Genomic DNA, 21,504 nt, shown 5'->3' with positions numbered 1-21,504 from the left:
GCGGACATGAGGGGGGACTGGGCGGGCGACCAGACGGGCGACTGGATCGGCGACCGGCCGATCGGCCGGGGTCCCGCGGGCGGGGTCATCGGAGCCGCTGGAGCGGCCGGTGCGGCCGCGCAGGCGGGTCCCGGCGTCGCGGCCGGACCCAGCGCAACAGGAGCAGGCGCGGCGGGCCCCAGCATCGGTGCGGGCCATCGCCCGGCGGCGAGCCCGGGCCTGATGGCCCGCGCGAGCTCCATGGCAGACCCGAGTGCCGTGGCAGGCACGAGTGCCATGGCCGGCGCGGGCGCCATGGCCGCCGCCGGCCCGGCCGACACCCAGGAGAACCTCGCCGCCCGTCCCCCCGGCACCGCACCGCCGCCACCGGGACGGCACACCCGGCGGCGCAAGCCCCCCTTGGCCGCGCTGATCGCCGTCGTCATGGGGCTCGCCCTCCTCACCGGCGGCGCCGCCTGGTGGACCAACCGCCAGGCGACGAGCCCTCCGGCCACGAAGGTCCCGGCGGTCGTGAGCACGGCCAGCGTGACCGTCTCCGGTCCGACCCCCGAGGCGACCCGTTCGTACAAGCCGTCCACGCGCCCCTCGACGTCCGAGAACGGCGTACGCCAGGACACCGGCGCCCCGACGAGGAGCGGCGGCCGTCCCAGCGCCACCGGCACCCCGACGAAGAAGCGGCCCTCGGCCACGCCGAGCAGGAGCAAGAGCGCCCCGAAGTCCTCTGACGAGGCGTCCGACGAGCCCACCGAGGAGCAGACCGACCCCGGCGACGTGGCACCTGACGAGGGAGGCGAGGGCTGAGGCTGAGGCCAGAGCTGGGCGACCTTCTCAGGGCCCTTCGCTACGACTCCTCGCGTACGACGTCGAGCGCCCGCCGCAGGTCGTCCGGGTAGTCGGTGGAGAACGACACCCACTCCCCCGTCGCGGGATGCTCGAACCCGAGCGACACCGCGTGCAGCCACTGCCGCGTGATCCCCAGCCGCGCCGCCAGCGTCGGGTCGGCCCCGTACATGAGGTCGCCCACGCACGGGTGCCGCAGCGCCGACATGTGCACCCGGATCTGGTGCGTACGCCCGGTCTCCAGCTTGATGTCGAGCAGCGACGCCGCCCGGAACGCCTCGATCGTGTCGTAGTGGGTGACCGACGGCTTGCCCCCGGCGACCACGGCGAACCTGCCGTCGCCGGACGGGTGCCGGTCGATGGGCGCGTCCACGGTGCCCCGGAACGGGTCGGGGTGCCCCTGCACCAGCGCGTGGTAGCGCTTGTCGACCGTACGCTCCTTGAAGGCGCGTTTGAGGTGCGAGTAGGCGTGCTCGCTCTTGGCCACGACCATGGCGCCGGTGGTGTTGGCGTCGAGCCGGTGCACGATGCCCTGGCGTTCGGCGGCGCCGCTGGTGGCGATGGTGTGCCCGGCGCCGAGGAGGCCGCCGATCACGGTGGGGCAGGTCCAGCCGACGGTCGGGTGCGCGGCGACGCCGATGGGCTTGTTGACCACGACGACGTCGTCGTCCTCGTACACGATCGTCATGCCGGGGATCGGCTCGGCGACCGGCATCGGCGTGGTGACCGGCGGCGGGAGCGTCACGTCGAGCCACGCGCCGGCGTGGACGCGGTCGGACTTGGCCGGCGCCCTGCCGTCCACCAGGACCTCGCCGGCGACGATCAGCTCCGCGGCGCGGGTGCGGGAGAAGCCGAACAGGCGGGAGAGCGCGGCGTCGAGCCGCTCGCCCTCCAGTCCGTCGGGCACGGGCAGGCTGCGCTGATCAGCCACGCTCGCCCTCCGCCCCACCGGACTTCTCGGACGTATCAGGCTTCGGCGGCGCGGCGGCCGGGACGACGGGCTCGGCGGCCGGCTCACCGGCGGGCTCAGGGCTCGGCTCGGCGACGGCGGGAGTCGCGGCGGAGGCCGGGGCGGGCTGGGCCTGCTTGCCGCCCTCCCGCGTCCCGTCGATCTGGTACCCCCGCCAGGCCAGGATCACGGCGAGGATGCCGCCGCAGACGATCGCCGAGTCGGCCACGTTGAACACCGGGAAGTAGTCGATCACCGGGAAGTGGCCGGGCAGCACCTCGATCCAGTCGACCACGTGCCCCTGGAACTGCACGGACCTGCCGAACCCGGACGGGTAGCGCAGCAGCCGGTCGGTCAGGTTGCCCAGCGCCCCGCCGAGCAGCAGGCCCAGCGTGATCGCCCACGGCAGGCTGCCCATCCTGCGGGCGGTGCGGATGATCGCGACCACGACGCCCACGGCGATGAACGTGAAGATGATCGTCATTCCGGTGCCGATGCTGAACGCGGCGCCGGAATTGAAGATGACCCGCAGTTGCAGCACGTCCTGGACGACCACCAGGGGCGCCTCGCCTTCGAGGGTGCGCAGGACCACCGTCTTGGTGATCAGGTCGGCCGCGTACACCACGACCGCGAGCACGACGAGGACGGCGGACAGGCGCCCGCGCCGCCCGCCGGCCGGTGTGCCGCCTACCGGCGCTCCTCCTTCTGCTTGCAGGCCACGCACAGCGTCGCCCTCGGGAACGCCTGCAGACGCTCCTTGCCGATCGGCTTGTGGCACGATTCGCACACTCCATAGGTCCCTGCGTCGATCCTGGCGATCGCACGTTCGTTCTGCGCGACCAGATCGCGCGCATTCAGGGTAAGGGCGATCTCACGTTCGCGCTCGTACGTCTTGGCCCCCGCGTCCGCCTGGTCGTCACCGGCGCCCTGGGTGACATCTCCCGAGGCGATCTCCGACTCGTGGCGCAGGATGTCGGTGTTGAGCTCGTCGATCTCGGTCTGCAACTGGCCGCGTACCTCGGCCAGTTCCTCCTCCGACCACGTCGACGGTGTCGCGGTCTGCGTGACTGGCGCCATGGTTGTCTCCATGCTGGTCAAGGGGCCGATCAATCGCTGATCAACGCCATATATGGTGCGGGCAGCTTAGGGTTGCCCATAACGGAACGGCAAACGACCCGCCGGACGATTTACCTCTCCCGTACTATCCCGCCTCGCCCGTTCAACTCCTCATCGGCGATGCCGATTCCCACTTCTGGGACGGCGTTTACCTGCCTGCGGCAAACCCGGAAGCTTTCGCTTCCATGCTGCGTTACGATTTGAAGCTGCAAGGCGTTGATGGGGCCCGTCTGTGACGGACATCACCCCGGAGCCGCCGGAAGAACGGCTCGGTCCGAGCTCACTAGACCCGGCAGCAGACCAAACGAAGAGGACCCCTCCCCAGGGGTCAAGAAGGGTGGTACCGCGGAGTCGCTCGACGGCTTCGTCCCTTCACGCACCTGTCAGCCAGTGATCGCGTGGAGGCCCGCCCGAGATGTCTTCCCCTTCTTTCCGCTCTCTTCCCGCGCAGGTCGACCTGCCCGCGCTCGAGCGCGAGGTCCTCGACCGCTGGCGGGACGGGAAGATCTTCGAGCGCTCCGTCGAGCAGAACGACGGCAACCCGTCCTGGACCTTCTACGAGGGCCCGCCCACCGCCAACGGCCTGCCCGGCGTCCACCACGTGGAGGCCAGGGTGTTCAAGGACCTGTTCCCCCGCTACAAGTCGATGCGCGGCTTCAGCGTGCCGCGCAAGGCGGGCTGGGACTGCCACGGCCTGCCGGTCGAGGTCGGCATCGAGCGTGAGCTGGGCCTGACCGGCAAGAAGGACATCGAGGCGTACGGCATCGCCGAGTTCAACGCCAAGTGCCGCGAGTCGGTGCTGCGGCACGTGGACGCCTTCGAGCAGATGACCGAGCGGATGGGTTACTGGATCGACCTGTCCACCGCGTACCGGACCATGGACCCGTCCTATATCGAATCGGTCTGGTGGTCGCTCAAGGTCGTCTTCGACAAGGGGCTGCTGTTCCGCGACTTCCGCATCACCCCCTACTGCCCGCGCTGCGGCACCGGCCTGTCCGACCACGAGCTGGGCCAGCCCGGCGGCTACGAGAACGTCTCCAGCCCGTCCGTCTACGTGCGCATGCCCGTCACGTCCGGCCCGCTGGCCGAGCTGGGCGCGGCGCTGCTGGTGTGGACGACGACGCCGTGGACGCTGGTCTCCAACACGGCCGTCGCCGTGCACCCCGACGTCACCTACGTCGCCGCCCGCACGGCCGCCGGAGAGGTGCTGGTGGTGGCCGAGCCGCTGCTCTCGGTCCTGGGCGAGGGCGCGGCCGAGGTCGCCCGCCTCACCGGCCGCGAGCTGGAGCACACCGCGTACGAGCGGCCGTTCGAGCTGGTCGACATCCCGGGCGCCCACTACGTGGTGCTCGGCGACTACGTGACGGTCGAGGACGGCACGGGCCTGGTCCACCAGGCCCCGGCGTTCGGCGCCGACGACCTCGCCGTGACGAAGAAGTACGACATGCCGGTCGTCAACCCCATCGGCCCCGACGGCCGCTTCCTCGACGACGTGCCCATGGTCGGCGGCCAGTTCTTCAAGGACGCCGACGAGGGGCTGACCGCCGACCTGCGGGCGCGCGGCCTGCTGTTCCGCGGCGAGCACTTCGAGCACAGCTACCCGCACTGCTGGCGCTGCCACACGCCGCTGCTCTACTACGCGCTCCCGTCCTGGTACATCAGGACCACCGCGGTCAAGGACCAGATGCTGGCCGAGAACGCCAGGACGAACTGGTTCCCCGACACGGTCAAGTGGGGCCGCTTCGGCGAGTGGCTGCGCAACAACGTCGACTGGGCGCTGTCGCGCTCGCGCTACTGGGGCACGCCGCTGCCGCTGTGGGTGTGCACCGAGGACGAGTCGCACGTGACCTGCGTCGGCTCGATGGACGAGCTGGGCGAGCTGGCCGGGCGCGACGTGTCCGCGCTCGACCCGCACCGCCCCTACGTCGACGACGTCACCTTCCCCTGCCCCTCCTGCTCGGCCGAGGCGCGGCGGGTGCCGGACGTCATCGACGCCTGGTACGACTCGGGCTCCATGCCGTTCGCCCAGTGGGGCGCGCGCGGCAAGCCCGACGGCGTCTACCCGGCGCAGTTCATCTGCGAGGCGACCGACCAGACGCGCGGGTGGTTCTACTCGCTGATGGCCGTCGGCACGCTGGTGTTCGGCCAGAGCTCCTACGAGAACGTGCTCTGCCTCGGGCTCATCCTGGCCGAGGACGGCCGCAAGATGAGCAAGCACCTGGGCAACGTGCTGCAGCCCATGCCGCTGATGGACCAGCACGGCGCCGACGCGCTGCGCTGGTTCATGGCCTGCTCCGGCTCGCCGTGGGCGGCGCGCCGGGTGGGCCACAACGCCCTTGAGGAGATCGTCCGCAAGGTCCTGCTCACCTACTGGAACACCGCCTCGTTCTTCACCCTGTACGCCAACGCCGAGTCGTGGTCGCCCGCCCGCCTCGCCTCCGCCTCCGCGCCGGCCGACCGGCCGCTGCTGGACCGGTGGGCGCTGGCCGAGCTGCACCGCACGGTGGCCGACGTCACGGCGTCGCTGGACGAGTACGACACCCAGCGGGCCGGGCGCAGGCTGGCCGACTTCCTCGACGACCTGTCCAACTGGTACGTCCGCCGCTCCCGCCGCCGCTTCTGGCAGGGCAACGAGGACGCCTTCGCGACCCTGTACGAGTGCCTGGAGACGGTCACCCGGCTGATGTCGCCGATCACGCCGTTCGTCACCGACTACCTGTGGGACGTGCTGCGCGCCGACGACGCCCCCTCCTCGGTGCACCTGGCCGGCTGGCCCGCCGTACGCGAGGAGCTGCTCGACCCGGAGCTGACCGACCGCATGGCCCTGGTACGCCGGCTGGTCGAGCTGGGCCGCTCGGCCCGCGCCTCCTCCGGCGTCAAGACCCGGCAGCCGCTCGGCAGGGCCCTGGTCGGGGCGCACGGCTGGCCGTCGCTCCCGGCGGAGCTGCGCGACCTGATCGCGGACGAGCTGAACGTCCTCGCCCTGGAGGACATGTCCGGCTTCAGCGCCGACCTGGTCTCGTACACCGTCAAGCCGAACTTCCGGGCGCTCGGCAAGCGGTTCGGCTCCCAGACCAAGCTGGTGGCCGCCGCCGTCGGCGCGGCCGACGCCACCTCCCTGGCGCGCGCGCTCCGCGCGGGCTCCCCGGTCACGGTGGACGTCGCCGAGCTGGGGCAGGTGTCGCTCGGTCCCGACGAGGTGATCGTCACCGAGCAGCCCCGCTCCGGCTGGGCCGTCGAGACCGGCGCCGTCGACACGGGCACCGGCGAGACGGTGGCGCTCGACCTGGAGCTGACCGACGAGCTGCGGCGGGCCGGCCTGGTGCGCGAGGTGATCCGCCTGGTCCAGGAGGCCCGCAAGTCGACCGGCCTGTCGATCACGGACCGGATCTCCCTTTGGTGGTCGGCCGCGGACCCGCTGCTGGCCTCCGCGCTGCGCTCCGGCGGGGACGCCGTGGCCGAGGAGGTCCTGGCCACGTCCGTCACCGAGGGGAGCGAGGAGGGGCTGCCCTCGCACACGGACGCGGACCTGGGGCTGACCTTCCAGCTACGCCGCGCCTGACGACCGGCTCCGGACAGCGGAGAGCTGTCCGGTGGGGCGCGCCCGTACGGGCGCGCCCCACGCGCTTCCGCACCCCACGCGCTTCCGCACCCCACGCACGGGGCAGCCCCTGCCAGCGGCGCGGCGGCGCCATCGCCTCTCCCGGGGCCTGTCCGGCGTGCGAGGGCACGCGGAACCAGGGCTCGATCGCCCTCAGTCAGTCTCTGGTAACAACCGCTGCTAGCTGACCGTCTCGCGGTCGTTCTGGCACACCGAGCAGCTCGTGAGCCCCGCCGACTCGGCCTGGCTGATCGTCATCGTCTCCACGCCCGACTCGCCCGCGCCACGGATGAGAGGGCAGGTGGTGCTGTGGTAGCGACGGGTGCCGACGATCACCTTGACGGTGGCGGCCCGCCCGCTCCTCTCCTCGGCGGGCTTGCCGTTCCTGCCGCCCTTGTCGTCGTCCTCCGACCCGGCGGCGGGCTTCGGTGCCTCCGGTGCCTTGGCGGCAGCCTTGGCGCTCTCCGAAGGCGTCCCCGCCGCAGGAGTCTTCTCGCCCGTCGCAGGCTTCCCGCCTGTCGGCGAGCCAGACTGAATCGGCATGGCGACGGTCCCGCCCACCGACTCGGACGGCTCGCCCTTCGATCCCGGGCGCTCCGCCCCGGACACCGCCGGCTGGTCGGCCTTGGAGCTGGACTTCTGCGGCCCGCTCCCGGGCTCCGGCCGCGCCGCTGAGCCGGACGCCGGCCGCTGCGGCGCGCTCGACGCCGGCCGCTGCGACGAACCGGGCGCGGGGCGTTGCGGTGCGCCGGACTCGGGGCGCTGAGGCTTGTCGGACGCGCCCGCTCCGGTGGGCTGGGGGCCCTTGGGCTTGGCGGCCGACTCGGCCGACGAAGCGGGACGCTCGGAGGCGGCGGACTCCCCCGACGCCGGCGGGCGGCCCGCCTTGCCGGGAGGGGCGTCGCCGGGCTGGACGGCGCGCTGAGGCTGCGTCGAAGGACCCGAATCGTCCAGCTCCGCACGCTCGGCATCACGGCTCACCCCGCCACGGTCGACCGTGCCGCGGTCCGCCCGACCGCGCTCGGCATCACCGCGCTCAGCCCCGCCTCGATCCGCTCCGCCACGCTCGGCGGCGCCTCGCTCCGGCATCCCTCGCTCTGGGGCGCCGCGATCGGCGGCGCCACGGTCGGCGGCGCCTCGTTCAGGCGTGCCCCGATCGGCGGTGCCCCGCTCAGGCGTACCTCGCTCAGGAGCGCCACGCTCGGCGGCGCCTCGTTCAGGTGTGCCCCGCTCAGGGGTGCCGGGCCGCTGGGCGGCGTACGGCGGGCGGGTGCCCGGTGTCCCGGCGACGGGCTTGTCGCCCGGGACCGGCCCGGCGGACGACCGCCCAGCGGCGGCCTTCCCAGGCTCCTGCCGGTCGGGCGACGCCTGCTGGCCGGACCGAGCCTGCTGCCCGGCGCCGGCCTGACCGGCCGCAGATGCGGGCTTGTCGGCCGCAGCGCCGGACTGACCGGCAGCGGACCGGGGCTGGTCGGCCGTGGACCCAGGCTGACCGGCTGAGGACCCGGGCTTGCCGGGGGTGAACGCCTGCGGGCCGGAACCGGGCGCGCCGGACGGCCGCGTACCCGAGGACTCCGAACCCGCCCCAGGCCAGGAACCGGCCCCAGGCGCCCCGGACGGCTGCGGGCCGCTCCCGGGCGCTCTCGAAGAGGACTGCGGGCCGGAGCCGGGAGCCCTGGTGGGCTGCGGACCGGATCCGGTCGTGCCGGGCCCTTGAGGGCGGGAGCCGGGCGGCTGCGCGCCCGCCCCGGGCCTTTCCGAAGACGGTGGCCGGCCGGAGCCGGGCTGACGGGACCCGGGCTGGCCGGACGGGGGCTGCCCGGTGCCGCTGGGCATCGTGGTGACGTACGGCGCCTGACGGGGCCCCGAAGAAGGGGAGTCGGGACGGTCGGCGGCGGGAGAGCCCGGCCTGCTCGGACCGGAACCGGGACCGGGACCGGTCTCCGACGGGCGCGCGAACCAGCCGGTGGGCTCGGCGGACGCGTCAGGCCCAGGGGCGGAGGCCTTCGAGTCGGGCTTCGACGGCCCGGCACCCGGCGAGGCGGCGGCGGACCCGGGCGCGGACACCGGGGGACGCAGGTCTCGGGTGGCTCCGGGCGACTCGGCCCGCAGCTCGGCGGGAAGCTTGGGAACCTGCCGGGAGGGGGCTCCGCCCGGCTCATGACCGGGCATGGGGGTGACGGCCGGCGCCGACCCGGGCGCGGAGGCCTCGGGGCCGGGCGTGAGGGTGGCGGTGGGTGCGACGGCGGGCTCGGGGCCGGCGGCAGGCGGCAGCTGCCGTCCGCCGAGCGCTGCGTCGGGCAGGCACGCCGTGCAGGGCGTGAAGCCCTCCTCGCGCGCCTCCTCGTAGGTGAGCTCCTCCTGGTCCCGTCCGATGAGCTGGCGGCAGCCCGGCACGTGGTAGCGCTTGCGTCCGGGGATCACCAGGACGAGCGCGTCAGGGGAGATCCCCCGCGCCGTGGGGCGGCGCTGCGCGGCCGGAGCGTGCCCCGGCATGGGTGCCGGAACGGTGACCGTCGTCTGCTGCATCGTCTGCGGACGCTGTGGCGCCCCCAGCAGCTGGCCAGGCTGGGTCTGGTTGTGCGGCATGCCGGGAGGCACGAGCCCGACGGGCGGGGCGGCCGGCGCAGCGGCCCGCCCACCACCGGGAAACAGCTCGTGACGCCGTAGCAGCGCCCCGATCACCAGGAACAGCGCGGACAGCACGCTGACCACGATGGACCACATGATCAGGAACGGCTTTGCCAGAACGAAGCCCGCGATCAGCAAGACCACCGCCGCGAGCACCAAACCAGCACTGATGAGGATCACAGAGGGCTCTTTCGAGTGACGGGTCCTGTTGACCCGCTACCTTACCGGCGGTCGCTGTGCGGACCGTCACCGCCGGGGAAAGCGCCCTGCGGGGAGTCACCGCCGAACGGGTTCGGGCCACCGGGCAGAGGCTGCTGACCGCCCTGGGGCACCGCGTGCGACATGGCCGGGGCCGACGCCGAGGGACCACCCGACATGACCGGGAACCCGCCGCTGCCCTCCGCGGAGACGTTCAGCTCGGCGAGCTGGTTCTCCAGGTAGAGCTTCAGGCGGCTGCGGTACTCGCGCTCGAAGCTGCGCAGCTCCTCGACCTTGCGCTCCAGCTCGTCGCGGGTCTGGACGAGGGAGCCCATGGCCTGGCGGTGGCGCTCCTGAGCGTCACGTTCCAGAGTCTCGGCGCGGGCACGGGCGTCGCCGATGACCTGCTCGGCCTGGCGGCGAGCCTTGGTCAGGATCTCGTCGGCCTCGCGGCGGGCGCGGGTGACCGTCTCGTCCGCCTCGCGGCGGGCGTCGGAGATCGCCTGGTCGGCGGTCTGCTGGGCGAGCGCGAGAACCCGGGCCGCGGTGTCCATGTTGTCCTCCTGCGGAGGCATGTTCATCACGGGGACCGGCTGGGGCTGCGGCTGCGGCTCGGGGGCCCGCATGGGCTCGGGCTGCGGCGGCGGCGCCATCATCTCGGGCTTGGGCTGCTCCTGCACCGGCGCGGAGGCCATGGGCATGCTCATGCCGCCCGGCACCTTCCCGCGCAGGCACTCGGCCAGCTTGGCGCGGAGCTCCTCGTTCTCTTGGATCAGGCGGTCGAGCTCAGCCTCGACTTCGTCGAGGAAGGCGTCTACCTCTTCCTCGTCGTAGCCCGGCCGTAGCCGGGTGGTACTGAACTGCTTGTTCCGCACATCAGCGGGCGTCAGCGGCATCTTTTGGTCTCCTTGGCGCGCTTGGAGTCTGTCCGGAGGGACGGTTAACCCGAATCACTTCAGCGCGGACACGAGTTGGATCACGGCCTGAGCACCACGGCCCCGGTCACGCGGTGCCGAGCAGTCCAGCGAACTGGATCAGCAGCAGCACGACGATGAACAGGACTGTGAAGCTTAGGTCAAAGGCCACCGTACCCAACCGGAGCGGAGGAATGAAACGGCGGAGGAACTTGAGAGGAGGGTCGGTTGCGGTGTAGGTGGCCTCGGCGAGCACGAGGACGACGCCGGAGGGGCGCCAGGAACGTGCGAAAGCCTGGACCGTCTCAAAGATCATCCTGCCGATGAGCAGCACCAAGTAGAGAGACAGGACGACGACCAAGAGGTTGCCTATGATGCCCACGGCCTGGCCGCGCCTCCTCTGCTGATGTGCCCTCCCGGTCTCGGGGAGACCCGGTTGGGTGCGATAGACATACAGAGACTCTAACTCTGGTTGAAGAACCCGCGTTCCGCGATTCGAGCCTTGTCCTCGGCGGTCACCTCAACATTGGCGGGGGACAACAGGAACACCTTGTTGGTAACACGTTCAATGCTGCCATGTAGGCCAAAGACCAGACCTGCCGCGAAATCGACCAGGCGTTTCGCGTCGCTGTCAACCATCTCGGTCAGGTTCATGATGACGGGGGTGCCGTCGCGGAAGTGCTCGCCGATCGTCCGGGCCTCGTTGTAGGTCCGCGGGTGCAGCGTCGTGATGCGCGCCAGATCGGTCGTACGGCGCTCCAGGACGGTCGTGGAAGGCCTCGGCGCGGGCACCCCGGGGTCGGGCTCGTCGTCGCGTTCCTGGACCGCTACGGCCCGTTCCTCGCCGGTTCGCGCGGGCTCGTCCTCGTAGGCGTACTCGTCCGGGTAGGTGTCGTACCTCTCGTAGCGGTCGTCCTCCACGAGACCGAGGTAGACCGCCATCTTGCGCATCGCGCCGGCCATAGCTACGTCGTCCTCCTGCTCATGGTCGCACTCGCTCGGGCCTGTCCCGGGTCCCGAGGCGGTAGCCGTACCCCCTTCGAGCTGACCGCTGATCGACCTCTACTGGGTGCGCGGGCCTGAAGACCCACTTGAGGGGACATTACCTGACGAAGGGCTTGCGACGGCCGAGCAACGCCGTACCGACCCGAACGTGTGTCGCGCCGTGCGCGACGGCCTCGCCCAGGTCGTCGCTCATGCCCGCCGACACCGTCGTCGCGCGGGGGTGCCGCTCGCGCACGGCGGCCGCCAGGTCGCGCAGCCGCGCGAACGCGGGGCCGGACTCCTCCCCCAGCGGCGCGACCGCCATCACCCCGCCCAGCCAGACGCCGGGCGCCTGCTCGAGGAGGTCGGCGAGGCCGGGCACGTCCGCGGGCCGGGCGCCGCCCCTGGCGGGGTCGTCGTCGAGGGCCACCTGCACGAGGCAGCCGATCCGGCGTTCCTGCTTGACGGCCTCGCGGCTGATCGCCTCGACCAGCCTGGGGCGGTCGACGGAGTGGATCACGTCGGCGTAGGAGACGACGGAGCGGACCTTGTTGGTCTGGAGCTGCCCGACGAAGTGCCAGGTCAGCGGGAGGTCCTGGCATTCGGCCGCCTTGGCGGCGGCCTCCTGGTCGCGGTTCTCGCCCATGTCGCGGACGCCGAGGTCGCGCAGCAGGCGCACGTCGGAGGCGGGGTAGGTCTTGGTGACGGCGATCAGGGTGACCTCGCCGCGCTCGCGTCCCGCCCGCTCGCAGGCGTCGGTGATGCGCCGCTCCACGCGCGCCAGGCCGGCCGCGATCTCGTCCCGCCTGCGGGTGGTGTCGGACCCGGCCATCTCCCCCACCTGTCTCATCCCGCCCCTTCTCCCAACAGATCCTGTACGGCACGCATGGGCCGGCCCCAGTCGCCGCACGTGGCCGGGCGCCTCCAGGGACACGGCCGCTGAGCCCGCACGGGGCGGGCCGCCGTGACGGACCACGGTAAGGCCGGCCACCGGCACCCCGCACGCCTCCGGAGACCCTGCCCCCGGATGCGGCTGCGCCGCTCCGTTCCCGTGGAGGAAGGAGCGGCGGAGGGATGGGCTACTTGAGGAAGTCCGGGACGTCGAGCTCCTCCTCCTGCTCCTCGAAAACCACCGGACGGCGTTTGGCGGGCTCCGACATGCGGGAGGTGATGGGCGTGGGCGGATTGGCGGGCTCGGGCGTGGGGCGGGGGATCGAGACGGGGCCCGAGGGCTCGTCGGCGATCGCCTCGTGGACCGGCTCGGACGCGCTCTCCACCGGACGCACCGGCTCGGGCCGATGGTCGGAGCGGTGGTCGGGACGGTGGTCTGGGCGGTGGTCGGGCCTGTGCTCGGGCCGCGCCTCCTGGCGGTGGTCGGACCGCACGTCGGGCCGGTGGTCCGGCCGATGGTCCGGGCGATGGTCCGGCCGATGGTCGGCCCGCGGCGGCTCGGGCCGCAGCTCCGGGCGGGGTTCGGGACGCGGCTCGGGCCGGTGCTCCACCCTGGGCTCGGGACGCGGGTCGAAGCGCGGCGCGACCGGCTCGGCCTTCACGCTGGGCGCCGGGACGCTGGGCCGTACGGGCGACGACACGGGCGGCGCGGCGGGCGCGGCGGCGGGACGGCTCTGCGGGCGCGGCAGCGGCTTCTCCACCGGCGGCGGCACGTCGTCGAACCCGGCGGCGATCACGGTGACGCGCACCTCGTCGCCGAGGGCGTCGTCGATGACCGTGCCGAAGATGATGTTCGCGTCGGGGGCGGCGGCCATCGACACGAGCTGCGCGGCCTCGTTGATCTCGAACAGGCCGAGGTCGGAGCCGCCGGCGATCGACAGCAGCACGCCGTGGGCGCCGTCGATGCTGGCCTCCAGCAGCGGGCTGGAGACGGCCATCTCGGCCGCGGCGACCGAGCGGTCGTCGCCGCGCGCGTGGCCGATGCCCATCAGCGCCGAGCCCGCGCCCGACATGACCGACTTGACGTCGGCGAAGTCGAGGTTGATCAGACCGGGCGTGGTGATCAGGTCGGTGATGCCCTGGACACCGGACAGCAGCACCTGGTCGGCCGCCTTGAACGCGTCGAGCACGCTCACCTGCCGGTCGGAGATCGACAGCAGCCGGTCGTTGGGGATCACGATGAGGGTGTCGACCTCGTCGCGCAGCGTCTCTATGCCGGCCTCGGCCTGGGAGGCCCTGCGGCGGCCCTCGAAGCTGAACGGCCGGGTGACCACACCGATGGTGAGCGCGCCCAGCGAGCGGGCGATGTTGGCCACGACGGGCGCGCCGCCCGTGCCGGTGCCACCTCCCTCACCGGCGGTCACGAAGACCATGTCGGCCCCCTTGAGGACCTCCTCGATCTCCTCGCGATGGTCTTCTGCCGCCTTGCGCCCCACATCGGGGTTGGCGCCGGCGCCGAGCCCGCGGGTGAGCTCACGGCCCACGTCGAGTTTGACGTCGGCGTCACTCATCAGCAGCGCCTGGGCGTCGGTGTTTATCGCGATGAACTCGACGCCCTTGAGTCCCTCCTCGATCATCCGGTTGACGGCGTTCACTCCGCCGCCGCCAATGCCGACGACCTTGATGACCGCGAGGTAGTTCTGCGGTGCTGCCACGACGAGGGGCCTTTCCGCTCGTTGACTTGCCATTTCGGTGCGGATCGTCTCCGCGTTCTGTTACTTCGGTTAAACTCTCAACCTCAAGTTGAGATTCAGATTTATGTCAACCTGAGATTGATACGGACAGTAGGAGTCCCCTACCGGGCGGGTCAACTAACCGCGCCGCGAGCACGTCCGGCGTGTCGCGGGCTGTCCGGTTCGCTCCATCGTCACGCCTGGTCGGGACGCCACTGTCACGCGCCGTGTTACAGGCTCTCACGCCGGGACCCCCACCCTGGACAGGCTCGGCCGTCGTTCGGCGCCTTGATCGGCCGGCTTCCGGGAATACGCCGCCCGGTAGTTACGCATAATCCATGAGACGCACCATTCCCGCCTTTGGATCACACCGATCGGCGCCCGCGGGCCGGGCCGCGATCACGCCGGCGGCGAGTCCCGGCATCGCGGCGCCACCGCCTGCCGCACGGGCGGGGTCAGGGGCAGGGCCACGGGCGGGGTCATGGGCAGGGGCAAGGGCACGGGCGGGGTCACTTGAGCGTCACCACGTCCGGGGAGCTGACGTCGTACACGCTGGCCTTGCGCCGCAGCAGCGACGTCAGGATCCGCGCCTTGTCCTCGCCCCGGTCGGCGCCGCCCCACACGACGCTGCGCCCGTCGGCCAGCTCCAGCGTCACACCCTCGGGCGTGGAGGCCCGGACGAGCCGCACCTTGGCGGCCAGGTCGGCGGGCAGCGATTGGATCACCTTCAGCGCGGCCATGGTGGCCGGGTCCCCGGCGCCGGGACGGTCGAGCTTGAGTATCGGCAGGCCGGGCTGGGTGACGCTCTTCAGCTCGACGACCACGCCCTCCTTGTCGATCAGCGCGATCTTCCCGCTCCCGGCGGCCCCGGTGTCGAGCTGGGCGACCGGCTCCCGCTCGACCACCTCGATCTTGAGCGTGCCTGGCCAGACCCTGTCGACCTTGGCCGAGGCGAGCTGCCGGATCCGCAGCACCCGCGTCTCCACGTCCGCCAGGTCGACGGTGGCCAGGGGGTGCAGCTGGGGCACTCCCGCCTCCCGCTGGATGCGCTCGGCGGGCACTGTGACATTTCCCACGATGTCGATCGAGCGGACGCCGAGCACGGGCGAGAAGAAGATCAGCCAGACGGCGGTGCCCACCACCCCGGCGGTCAGCAGCACCAGGAACGCGTTGCGCGCCTTCATCGCCCTCCCAGCGTCGGCAGCCCTGTCAACGGCACCCCCGGCGGCATCGCCGGTCGTGCGCCACCGAACCTACGCCGCCTCGCCCCGCGCCCCCGGGCACCACGCCAGAACGGGCGTAACCAGGGATTCATCCGGCGGACAGCTCCGCGAGGATCTGCGGCCCGAGCTCCGTCACGTCGCCGGCCCCCATCGTCAGCACGATGTCGCCGCCGCGCGCCCGCGACGCCACCAGCCCCGGCACCGCCGCCCGGTCGGGGGCGTAGACGACCTTCTCGGCGGGCAGCTGGACCCGCCCGGCCACCATCGCGCCGGAGACGCCGGGCTCGGGGTCCTCGCGGGCCCCGTAGACGTCGAGCACGATGGCCTCGTCCGCCAGCCCGAGCGCGGTGCCGAACTCCTCGGCGAAGAACCGGGTGCGCGAGTAGAGGTGCGGCTGGAAGATCGCGATGACCCGGCCGCTGCCGGAGTAGGACGCCGCCACGTCGCGCGCGGCCCGCAGGTCGGCGGCCAGCTCGGTCGGGTGGTGGGCGTAGCTGTCGAACACCGCGATCCCGCGCGCCTCGCCCTTGGCCTCGAAGCGCCGCTTGGCCCCGGTGAAGGCCGCCAGGCCGTCCCTGACCTCCTCGAACGGCAGCCCCAGCGCCTCGGCGACGGCGACCACGGCGGTGGCGTTGAGCGCGTTGTGCGCGCCGGGCACGGCCAGCCGCACCTCGCCCAGCCGCTCGATGGTGAAGGTGGTGCCGAACCCGTCGGGGCGCACGCCGCTGACCCGGTAGTCGCCGCTCTCGCCGTAGGTGACCACCCGGATGCCGCGCCCTCGCGCCACCGCGGCCAGCTCGGCCGCGCCGGGGTCGTCGGCGCAGGCGATGAGCAGCGACCCGATGCGGTCGGCGAAGCGGGCGAAGCTGTCGTGCACGGCGCGCGGGTCGCCGTAGTTGTCGAGATGGTCGGCCTCGACGTTGGTGACGACCGCGATGTCGGGCGCCAGCATCAGGAACGAGCCGTCGCTCTCGTCGGCCTCGGCCACGAACACCTGGCCCGACCCCTCGTCGGCGCCCAGCCCGGTGGTGACGAGCTGGCCGCCCACGCAGTAGGACGGGTCGGCGCCGCACTTCTGCAGCGCGACGGTCAGCATCGAGGTGGTGGTGGTCTTGCCGTGGGTGCCGGCGACGGCGACGGCGGTGCGCCCGGCCATCACCGAGGCGAGCGCGGCGGCCCGCGGGATGACCCTCAGCCCCTGCTTGAGCGCCTCGCCCAGCTCGGGGTTGGAGTCGCGGATCGCGGTGGAGACCACGACGGTGTCGACGTCCTTGATGTGGGAGGCGGCGTGGCCGATGTGGACGGTGGCGCCCAGCTCGCGCAGCTCGCTCACCAGCTCGGTGCTGCGGGCGTCGCTGCCCGACACGCGCACCCCGCGTTTGAGCAGGATGCGGGCGATGCCGGACATCCCCGCGCCGCCGATGCCGATGAAGTGCACGCGGCCCAGTTCCTCCACGGCGACGGGATCCACCAGCTTGACCAGAGTCATCGGGCTATCTCCAACACTTTCCTGGCGAGCATGATATCGGCGTCCTTCCTCCCCAGTCTTGAGGCGGCCTCCGACAGGGCCACGACCCGCTCGGGGTTGTGGAGCACCGGAAGGACGTTCTGGATGATCCAATCAGATGTGAGGCCGGCGTCGTCCACCATGAACCCGCCGCCCCCCGCGGCGATGCGCTCGGCGTTGATCCGCTGCTCGCCGTTGCCGTGGGGCAGCGGCACGTACGCGGCCGGCAGCCCGACCGCGGTCAGCTCGGCGCAGGTCAGCGCCCCGCTGCGGCACAACGCGAAGTCGGCGGCGGCGTAGGCCAGGTCCATGCGGTCGACGTAGGGCAGCAGGACGTACTGGGGGTCGCCGGGCGGCGGCTCGCGCTCGACGGTGTTCTTGGGCCCGATCACGTGCAGCACCTGCACCCCGGCGTTGCGCAGCACGGGCGCGGCGGCGAGCGCGGCCTCGTTGAGCGACCTGGCCCCCTGCGAGCCGCCGAACACCAGCAGCGTCGGCCGGTCGTTCTCCAGCCCGAACCAGGAGCGCGCCTTGTCGCCCATCGACAGCCGGTCGAGGGAGACGATCTCGCGGCGCAGCGGGGTGCCGATGTACTCGGCCTTGCCGAGCGTGTGGTCGGGGAAACCGGTGAAGACGTGGTCGGTGAGCCTGGCGCCCAGCCGGTTGGCCAGGCCGGGGCGGGGGTTGGCCTCGTGGACCACGATCGGCAGGCCGCGCCGCTTGGCGGCCAGGTAGGCGGGCGTGGCCACGTAGCCGCCGAAGCCGACGAGGACGTCGGCCCTGACCCGGTCGAGTATGGAGGCCACCGCGTTGACCGCCCCGGCCAGCCGCCCGGGCACGGTCAGCAGCCGGGGCGTGATCGCCCTGGGCAGCGGCACCGCGGGGACCAGCTCCAGCTCGTACCCTCTGGCGGGGACCAGACGGGTCTCCAGCCCGCGTTCGGTGCCCACGCAGGTGATGCCGATGCGCTGGTCGAGATGGCGCAGCGCGTCGGCAAGGGCGAGGGCCGGCTCGATGTGCCCGGCCGTCCCGCCACCGGCGAGGACCACCCTCATGTTCGGTCACTTCCTAACGTCGTGCTCGGCCTTTGCTCGTTCCCCCCAGGCCAAGCCAGCTTAGGCCCCGTGCGGCCGGTCCGGGGCCACGAGCGGCCAAGGCCTCACGGGCTCCAGGCTCGCGTTTGGCGAACGACAGCAGCATCCCCAGCGCGGCGAGCGTGGGCAAGAGCGCCGACCCGCCGTACGAGACCAGCGGCAGCGGGATGCCGGTGATGGGCAGCACGCCGAGGACGGCGCCCATGTTGACGACCGCCTGGCCGACGACCCAGGCCACGATGGCGGCGGCGGTCAGCCGGACGAAGGCGTCCTTGACCCTGGCGGCCACCCGCAGGCCCGCGTACCCGAGCAGCCCGAACAGGGCGACCACGATCAGCGTCCCCATCAGCCCGAGCTCCTCGCCGAGGATGGCGAAGATGAAGTCGCTCTCGCCGTGGGGCAGCCAGCTCCACTTGGCCCGGCTGCTGCCCAGGCCCAGCCCGAACCAGCCGCCGGAGCCCATCGCGATCTGTCCCTGGACGGCCTGGTAGCCCGCGCCCTGCGCGTCGGCCCACGGGTCGAGGAAGGCCCCGATGCGGGCCATCCGGTACGGCTCCACCTTGATCATGATCAGCGCGGCCAGGACGGCCAGCGACAGGATGCCGCCGAACAGCTTGATCGGCGCCCCCACCACCCACAGCAGCGACAGGAAGATCATGAACAGCACCAGCGTGGTGCCCAGGTCGCGGCCGAGCATGACCATGACGGCCAGGATCGCGGTGCCCGGCATGAGCGGGATCAGCATCTGCCGCCACTCGATGCGGCCCTGCCGCGCCCTGCGCGCCAGCAGGTCGGCGCCCCACAGCGCCAGGCCCAGCTTGGCGGGCTCGGACGGCTGGACGGTGAACGGCCCGACGTAGATCCACCGCTGCGCGCCCAGCTCCGACGAGCCGATGAACAGCACCATGACCAGCGCGATGACCGACAGCGCGATCAGCGGGTAGCCCGCCCACCGGAAGAACTTGTACGGCAGCCGCGAGCAGATCCACATCAGCGGCACGCCCAGCGCGGCCGAGATCGACTGCTTGAGGAACCAGGTGAACGGGTCGCCGGTCTTCTGCATCGCCTCGATGCTGGAGGCCGACAGCACCATCATCAGCCCGAGCGCCAGGAGCAGCCCGCTGCACCCGATGATCAGGTAGTAGGTGGTCAGCGGCCGTTCCAGCAGCTCCTTGAGCGCGGCGAGCTGCTCGCGGAACCACACGGCCGGGCCCTCGACGGCGCTCTGCGGCTTCTTGGCGCCGGGCGCCTTCTTGGCGTCGGGTGAGGCGGTGACGCTCACGTCGCCACCTCCAGGCCGCGTACGGCTCGCGCGAAGGCCTCCCCTCGGGCCGGGTAGTTGGCGAACATGTCCAGGGACGCCCCGGCCGGTGAGAGCAGCACGGTGTCTCCGGCGGAGGCGAGCCTGGCGGCTTCGGTGACGACGCGTTCCATCGCACCAGTGTCTTGGCCGGCGATGTCCACGACGGGGACATTCGGCGCGTGTCGCGCCAGAGCTTCGGCGATCCGGGCGCGGTCGGCGCCGAGCAGCACGGCGCCGCGCAGCCTGGGCGCGGCCCGCCGGACGAGGTCGTCGACGTCGGCGCCCTTGAGCTGGCCGCCGGCCACCCACACGATCGACGGGTAGGACGACAGGGCCGCGGCGGCGGCGTGCGGGTTGGTGGCCTTGGAGTCGTCGACGTAGTCGACCTCGCCGACCCGGCCGATGTGCGTCATGCGGTGCGGGTCGGGCGTGAACTCGCGCAGCCCTCGCCGTACGGCCTCGGCCGGCACCCCGTACGCGCGGGCCAGCGCGGCGGCGGCCAGGGCGTTGGCCACGTTGTGCGGCGCGAGGGGGTGGACGTCGGCGAGCGTGGCGAGCTCCTCGGCCGCCTCCACGGGGTCGGCCACGAACGCCCGGTCGACCAGCAGGTCCTCGACCACGCCGAGCTGGTCGGCCTTCGGCGCGAGCAGCGTGAAGCCGACCGCGCCGGGATAGGGCGCGGCGATCCGGGCCGTCCCGGGATCGTCGGCGTTGTAGACCACGGTGCCGGCGCGCTCGAAGATCTTGGCCTTGGCGGCGGCGTAGGCCTCCATGGAGCCGTGCCAGTCGAGGTGGTCGGGCGCCAGGTTGAGCAGCGCGGCCGCTCTCGGGGCGAGTGTGTCCGACCAGTGGAGCTGGAAGCTGGACAGCTCCACGGCCAGGACGTCGTACGGCTCGGCGACGGCCTCGACGACGGGCACGCCCACGTTGCCGACGGCCAAGGCCTTGTGCCCGGCGGCCAGCAGCATGGAGGTGAGCATGCGCACGACGGTCGTCTTGCCGTTGGAGCCGGTCAGCGCGAGCCAGGGGGCCGCCTGGGCGGGCCGCAGCCGCCAGGCCAGCTCCACCTCGCCCACCACCTCGACCTCCGCTTCCAGGGCGGCGGCGACGAGCGGGTGGTGCGGCGCCCAGCCGGTGGTGACGAGCCGGGTGACGCCCTCGGGCAGCTCCATCGGGCCGAAGCGCACCTCGACGCCCAGCGCGGCCAGCTCGCCGGCGGCGGCGCGCTGCCGCTCGCCCTCGGCGGCCTCGACCACGACGACGGGCTCACCGCGCCCGGCCAGCACCCTGGCCACGGCGACGCCGGAGACGCCGAGCCCGGCCACGCAGGTGAGAGGCATTACTTGGGCATCCATTCGACGTAGAACAGGCCGAGGCCGACGGCCGCGCACAGCATCGCGATGAGCCAGAACCGGACCACGATCGTGGTCTCCGCCCACCCCTTCAGCTCGAAGTGGTGCTGCAGCGGCGCCATCCTGAACACCCGTTTGCCGGTCATCTTGAAGAAGCCGACCTGGATGATCACCGACATGGTGATCAGCACGCACAGCCCGGCCAGGATGATGAGCAGGAGCTGGGTGCGGGTGGCGATGGCCAGCCCGGCCAGCACGCCGCCCAGGGCCAGCGACCCGGTGTCGCCCATGAAGATCTTGGCCGGCGGGGCGTTCCACCACAGGAAGCCGATCAGCGCCCCGAGCACGGCCGCGGCGACCACGGCCAGGTCGAGCGGGTCGCGCACCCAGTAGCAGTTGGGGCCGAGCTGGTCGATGCAGTTGTTGCGCAGCTGCCAGTTGCCGATCAGCACGTACGCGCCCAGCACCACCCCGGTCGCGCCGCTGGCCAGGCCGTCGAGGCCGTCGGTGAGGTTCACCGCGTTGGAGAAGCCGACGATCATGATGAGGACCCAGACGGTGAAGGCCACGATCCCGATCGACGGGGGCCCGAAGTCGCGCAGGAACGACAGCCTGGTCTCGGCGGGCGTGATGCCGTACACGTTGGGCTGGCGGGTCACCAGCACGGCGAAGATCGCGCCGACGACGAGCTGGCCCAGCGCCTTGGCGCCGCTGCGCAGGCCCAGGCTCCGCTGCTTGTAGATCTTGATGAAGTCGTCGAGGAACCCGACCGCGCCGAGCCCGGTCATCAGGAACAGCACCAGCATCCCCGACACCGTGGGCGCGGCGAACGTCGCCAGGTGCGAGGCCGCGTAGGCCAGCAGGGAGGCCAGCACGAACACCGTGCCGCCCATGGTGGGGGTGCCCCGCTTGCCGTGGTGGGCCTGCGGGCCCTCCTCGCGGATCTCCTGGCCGAAGCCGCGCCGGGAGAACAGCCGGATCGCGAGGGGCGTCCCCAGCATCGAGAGGACCAGGCCCACCGCTCCGGCGATGACGATGTCGATCACTGGGTGGCCCCCCCGAGCAACAGCTCGGCTGTCCGGTTGAGCTCCATCACCCTGGGGCCCTTGACCAGCACCGCGTCACCGGGACGCAGCCACTGCGCCAGCTCGGCCGCCGCCGCGGCGGC

Annotated in this window: 16 protein-coding genes and 1 pseudogene; 2 read left to right on the top strand and 15 right to left on the bottom strand. The window is 72.4% G+C overall.

The annotated features are described in order from the left end of the window. Window positions 1-801: pseudogene (locus KME77_RS21715) on the top strand (hypothetical protein); the annotation flags it as partial. 40 nt (window positions 802-841) lie between these two features. On the opposite strand, the gene KME77_RS21710 reads toward KME77_RS21715, so the two are convergent. Genes KME77_RS21710 through KME77_RS21700 form a run of 3 tightly spaced genes read right to left on the bottom strand, consistent with a single transcriptional unit; the run spans window position 842 to window position 2,866 of the window. Further along, window positions 842-1,771, bottom strand: a complete 930-nt coding sequence (locus tag KME77_RS21710; RefSeq protein ID WP_219470622.1) for an RluA family pseudouridine synthase — start codon at window positions 1,769-1,771, stop codon at window positions 842-844. Continuing rightward, window positions 1,764-2,426 carry a signal peptidase II gene (locus tag KME77_RS21705; protein ID WP_219470620.1) on the bottom strand — a complete coding sequence of 221 codons (663 nt, stop codon included), beginning with the start codon at window positions 2,424-2,426 and terminating at the stop codon, window positions 1,764-1,766. Before KME77_RS21705 ends, KME77_RS21710 begins: the two co-directional genes overlap by 8 nt. Window positions 2,427-2,476: 50 nt before the next feature. After that, the gene (locus KME77_RS21700) at window positions 2,477-2,866 is read right to left on the bottom strand and encodes a TraR/DksA family transcriptional regulator (protein WP_219470618.1); all 390 of its coding nucleotides are present in this window, start codon (window positions 2,864-2,866) and stop codon (window positions 2,477-2,479) included. Between the two features lie 454 nt (window positions 2,867-3,320). On the opposite strand from KME77_RS21700, the gene ileS reads away from it, so the two are divergent. After that, window positions 3,321-6,467, top strand: coding sequence for an isoleucine--tRNA ligase (gene ileS, locus KME77_RS21695; RefSeq protein WP_219470616.1), 3,147 nt, complete (start codon window positions 3,321-3,323; stop codon window positions 6,465-6,467). A gap of 219 nt (window positions 6,468-6,686) precedes the next feature. On the opposite strand, the gene KME77_RS21690 is transcribed toward ileS, so the two are convergent. The 12 genes from KME77_RS21690 to mraY form a co-directional block, all read right to left on the bottom strand. Beyond that, on the bottom strand, window positions 6,687-9,317 hold the full coding sequence (locus KME77_RS21690; RefSeq protein WP_219470614.1) for a hypothetical protein: 2,631 nt from the start codon (window positions 9,315-9,317) through the stop codon (window positions 6,687-6,689). A gap of 41 nt (window positions 9,318-9,358) precedes the next feature. Beyond that, on the bottom strand, window positions 9,359-10,231 hold the full coding sequence (locus tag KME77_RS21685) for a DivIVA domain-containing protein (RefSeq protein WP_219470612.1): 873 nt from the start codon (window positions 10,229-10,231) through the stop codon (window positions 9,359-9,361). 106 nt (window positions 10,232-10,337) lie between these two features. Next, the gene (locus tag KME77_RS21680) at window positions 10,338-10,631 is read right to left on the bottom strand and encodes a YggT family protein (RefSeq protein WP_219470610.1); all 294 of its coding nucleotides are present in this window, start codon (window positions 10,629-10,631) and stop codon (window positions 10,338-10,340) included. Between the two features lie 80 nt (window positions 10,632-10,711). Further along, on the bottom strand, window positions 10,712-11,212 hold the full coding sequence (locus tag KME77_RS21675; RefSeq protein ID WP_219470607.1) for a cell division protein SepF: 501 nt from the start codon (window positions 11,210-11,212) through the stop codon (window positions 10,712-10,714). 139 nt (window positions 11,213-11,351) lie between these two features. After that, window positions 11,352-12,083 (bottom strand): YggS family pyridoxal phosphate-dependent enzyme, encoded by a 732-nt coding sequence (locus tag KME77_RS21670; protein WP_246610424.1) that lies wholly within the window; start codon window positions 12,081-12,083, stop codon window positions 11,352-11,354. 229 nt (window positions 12,084-12,312) lie between these two features. Continuing rightward, complete coding sequence (gene ftsZ, locus KME77_RS21665; RefSeq protein ID WP_219470605.1) at window positions 12,313-13,839, bottom strand: cell division protein FtsZ; 1,527 nt, start codon at window positions 13,837-13,839, stop codon at window positions 12,313-12,315. Window positions 13,840-14,366: 527 nt separating this feature from the next. Continuing rightward, entirely contained in the window at window positions 14,367-15,041 is a 675-nt protein-coding gene (locus tag KME77_RS21660; protein WP_219470603.1) for a cell division protein FtsQ/DivIB, read from the bottom strand. Window positions 15,042-15,168: 127 nt separating this feature from the next. After that, window positions 15,169-16,569, bottom strand: a complete 1,401-nt coding sequence (gene murC, locus KME77_RS21655; protein WP_219470600.1) for a UDP-N-acetylmuramate--L-alanine ligase — start codon at window positions 16,567-16,569, stop codon at window positions 15,169-15,171. Continuing rightward, window positions 16,566-17,642, bottom strand: a complete 1,077-nt coding sequence (murG, locus tag KME77_RS21650; RefSeq protein WP_219470599.1) for an undecaprenyldiphospho-muramoylpentapeptide beta-N-acetylglucosaminyltransferase — start codon at window positions 17,640-17,642, stop codon at window positions 16,566-16,568. The genes murC and murG overlap by 4 nt, the downstream gene beginning before the upstream one ends. A gap of 13 nt (window positions 17,643-17,655) precedes the next feature. After that, window positions 17,656-18,963 (bottom strand): putative lipid II flippase FtsW, encoded by a 1,308-nt coding sequence (ftsW, locus tag KME77_RS21645; protein WP_219470597.1) that lies wholly within the window; start codon window positions 18,961-18,963, stop codon window positions 17,656-17,658. Further along, entirely contained in the window at window positions 18,960-20,324 is a 1,365-nt protein-coding gene (murD, locus tag KME77_RS21640) for a UDP-N-acetylmuramoyl-L-alanine--D-glutamate ligase (RefSeq protein ID WP_246610420.1), read from the bottom strand. Before murD ends, ftsW begins: the two co-directional genes overlap by 4 nt. Continuing rightward, window positions 20,324-21,382 carry a phospho-N-acetylmuramoyl-pentapeptide-transferase gene (mraY, locus tag KME77_RS21635; protein WP_219470592.1) on the bottom strand — a complete coding sequence of 353 codons (1,059 nt, stop codon included), beginning with the start codon at window positions 21,380-21,382 and terminating at the stop codon, window positions 20,324-20,326. Before mraY ends, murD begins: the two co-directional genes overlap by 1 nt. Window positions 21,383-21,504: the final 122 nt, after the last annotated feature.

It is taken from the genome of Nonomuraea rhizosphaerae (assembly GCF_019396405.1).
Lineage (GTDB): Bacteria > Actinomycetota > Actinomycetes > Streptosporangiales > Streptosporangiaceae > Nonomuraea > Nonomuraea rhizosphaerae.
The sequence above is the reverse complement of the archived record's forward strand: the minus strand, read 5'-3'. Positions and strand labels throughout refer to the sequence as shown.

What these genes read in the sequence shown, in the direction of transcription:
- KME77_RS21675 (WP_219470607.1), bottom strand. Translation starts at nt 11,212, where the DNA reads ATGGCCGGCGCGATGCGCAAGATGGCGGTCTACCTCGGTCTCGTGGAG.
- ileS (WP_219470616.1), top strand. Translation starts at nt 3,321, where the DNA reads ATGTCTTCCCCTTCTTTCCGCTCTCTTCCCGCGCAGGTCGACCTGCCC.
- KME77_RS21685 (WP_219470612.1), bottom strand. Translation starts at nt 10,231, where the DNA reads ATGCCGCTGACGCCCGCTGATGTGCGGAACAAGCAGTTCAGTACCACC.
- murD (WP_246610420.1), bottom strand. Translation starts at nt 20,324, where the DNA reads ATGCCTCTCACCTGCGTGGCCGGGCTCGGCGTCTCCGGCGTCGCCGTG.
- KME77_RS21670 (WP_246610424.1), bottom strand. Translation starts at nt 12,083, where the DNA reads ATGAGACAGGTGGGGGAGATGGCCGGGTCCGACACCACCCGCAGGCGG.
- murG (WP_219470599.1), bottom strand. Translation starts at nt 17,642, where the DNA reads ATGAGGGTGGTCCTCGCCGGTGGCGGGACGGCCGGGCACATCGAGCCG.
- KME77_RS21660 (WP_219470603.1), bottom strand. Translation starts at nt 15,041, where the DNA reads ATGAAGGCGCGCAACGCGTTCCTGGTGCTGCTGACCGCCGGGGTGGTG.
- murC (WP_219470600.1), bottom strand. Translation starts at nt 16,569, where the DNA reads ATGACTCTGGTCAAGCTGGTGGATCCCGTCGCCGTGGAGGAACTGGGC.
- KME77_RS21700 (WP_219470618.1), bottom strand. Translation starts at nt 2,866, where the DNA reads ATGGCGCCAGTCACGCAGACCGCGACACCGTCGACGTGGTCGGAGGAG.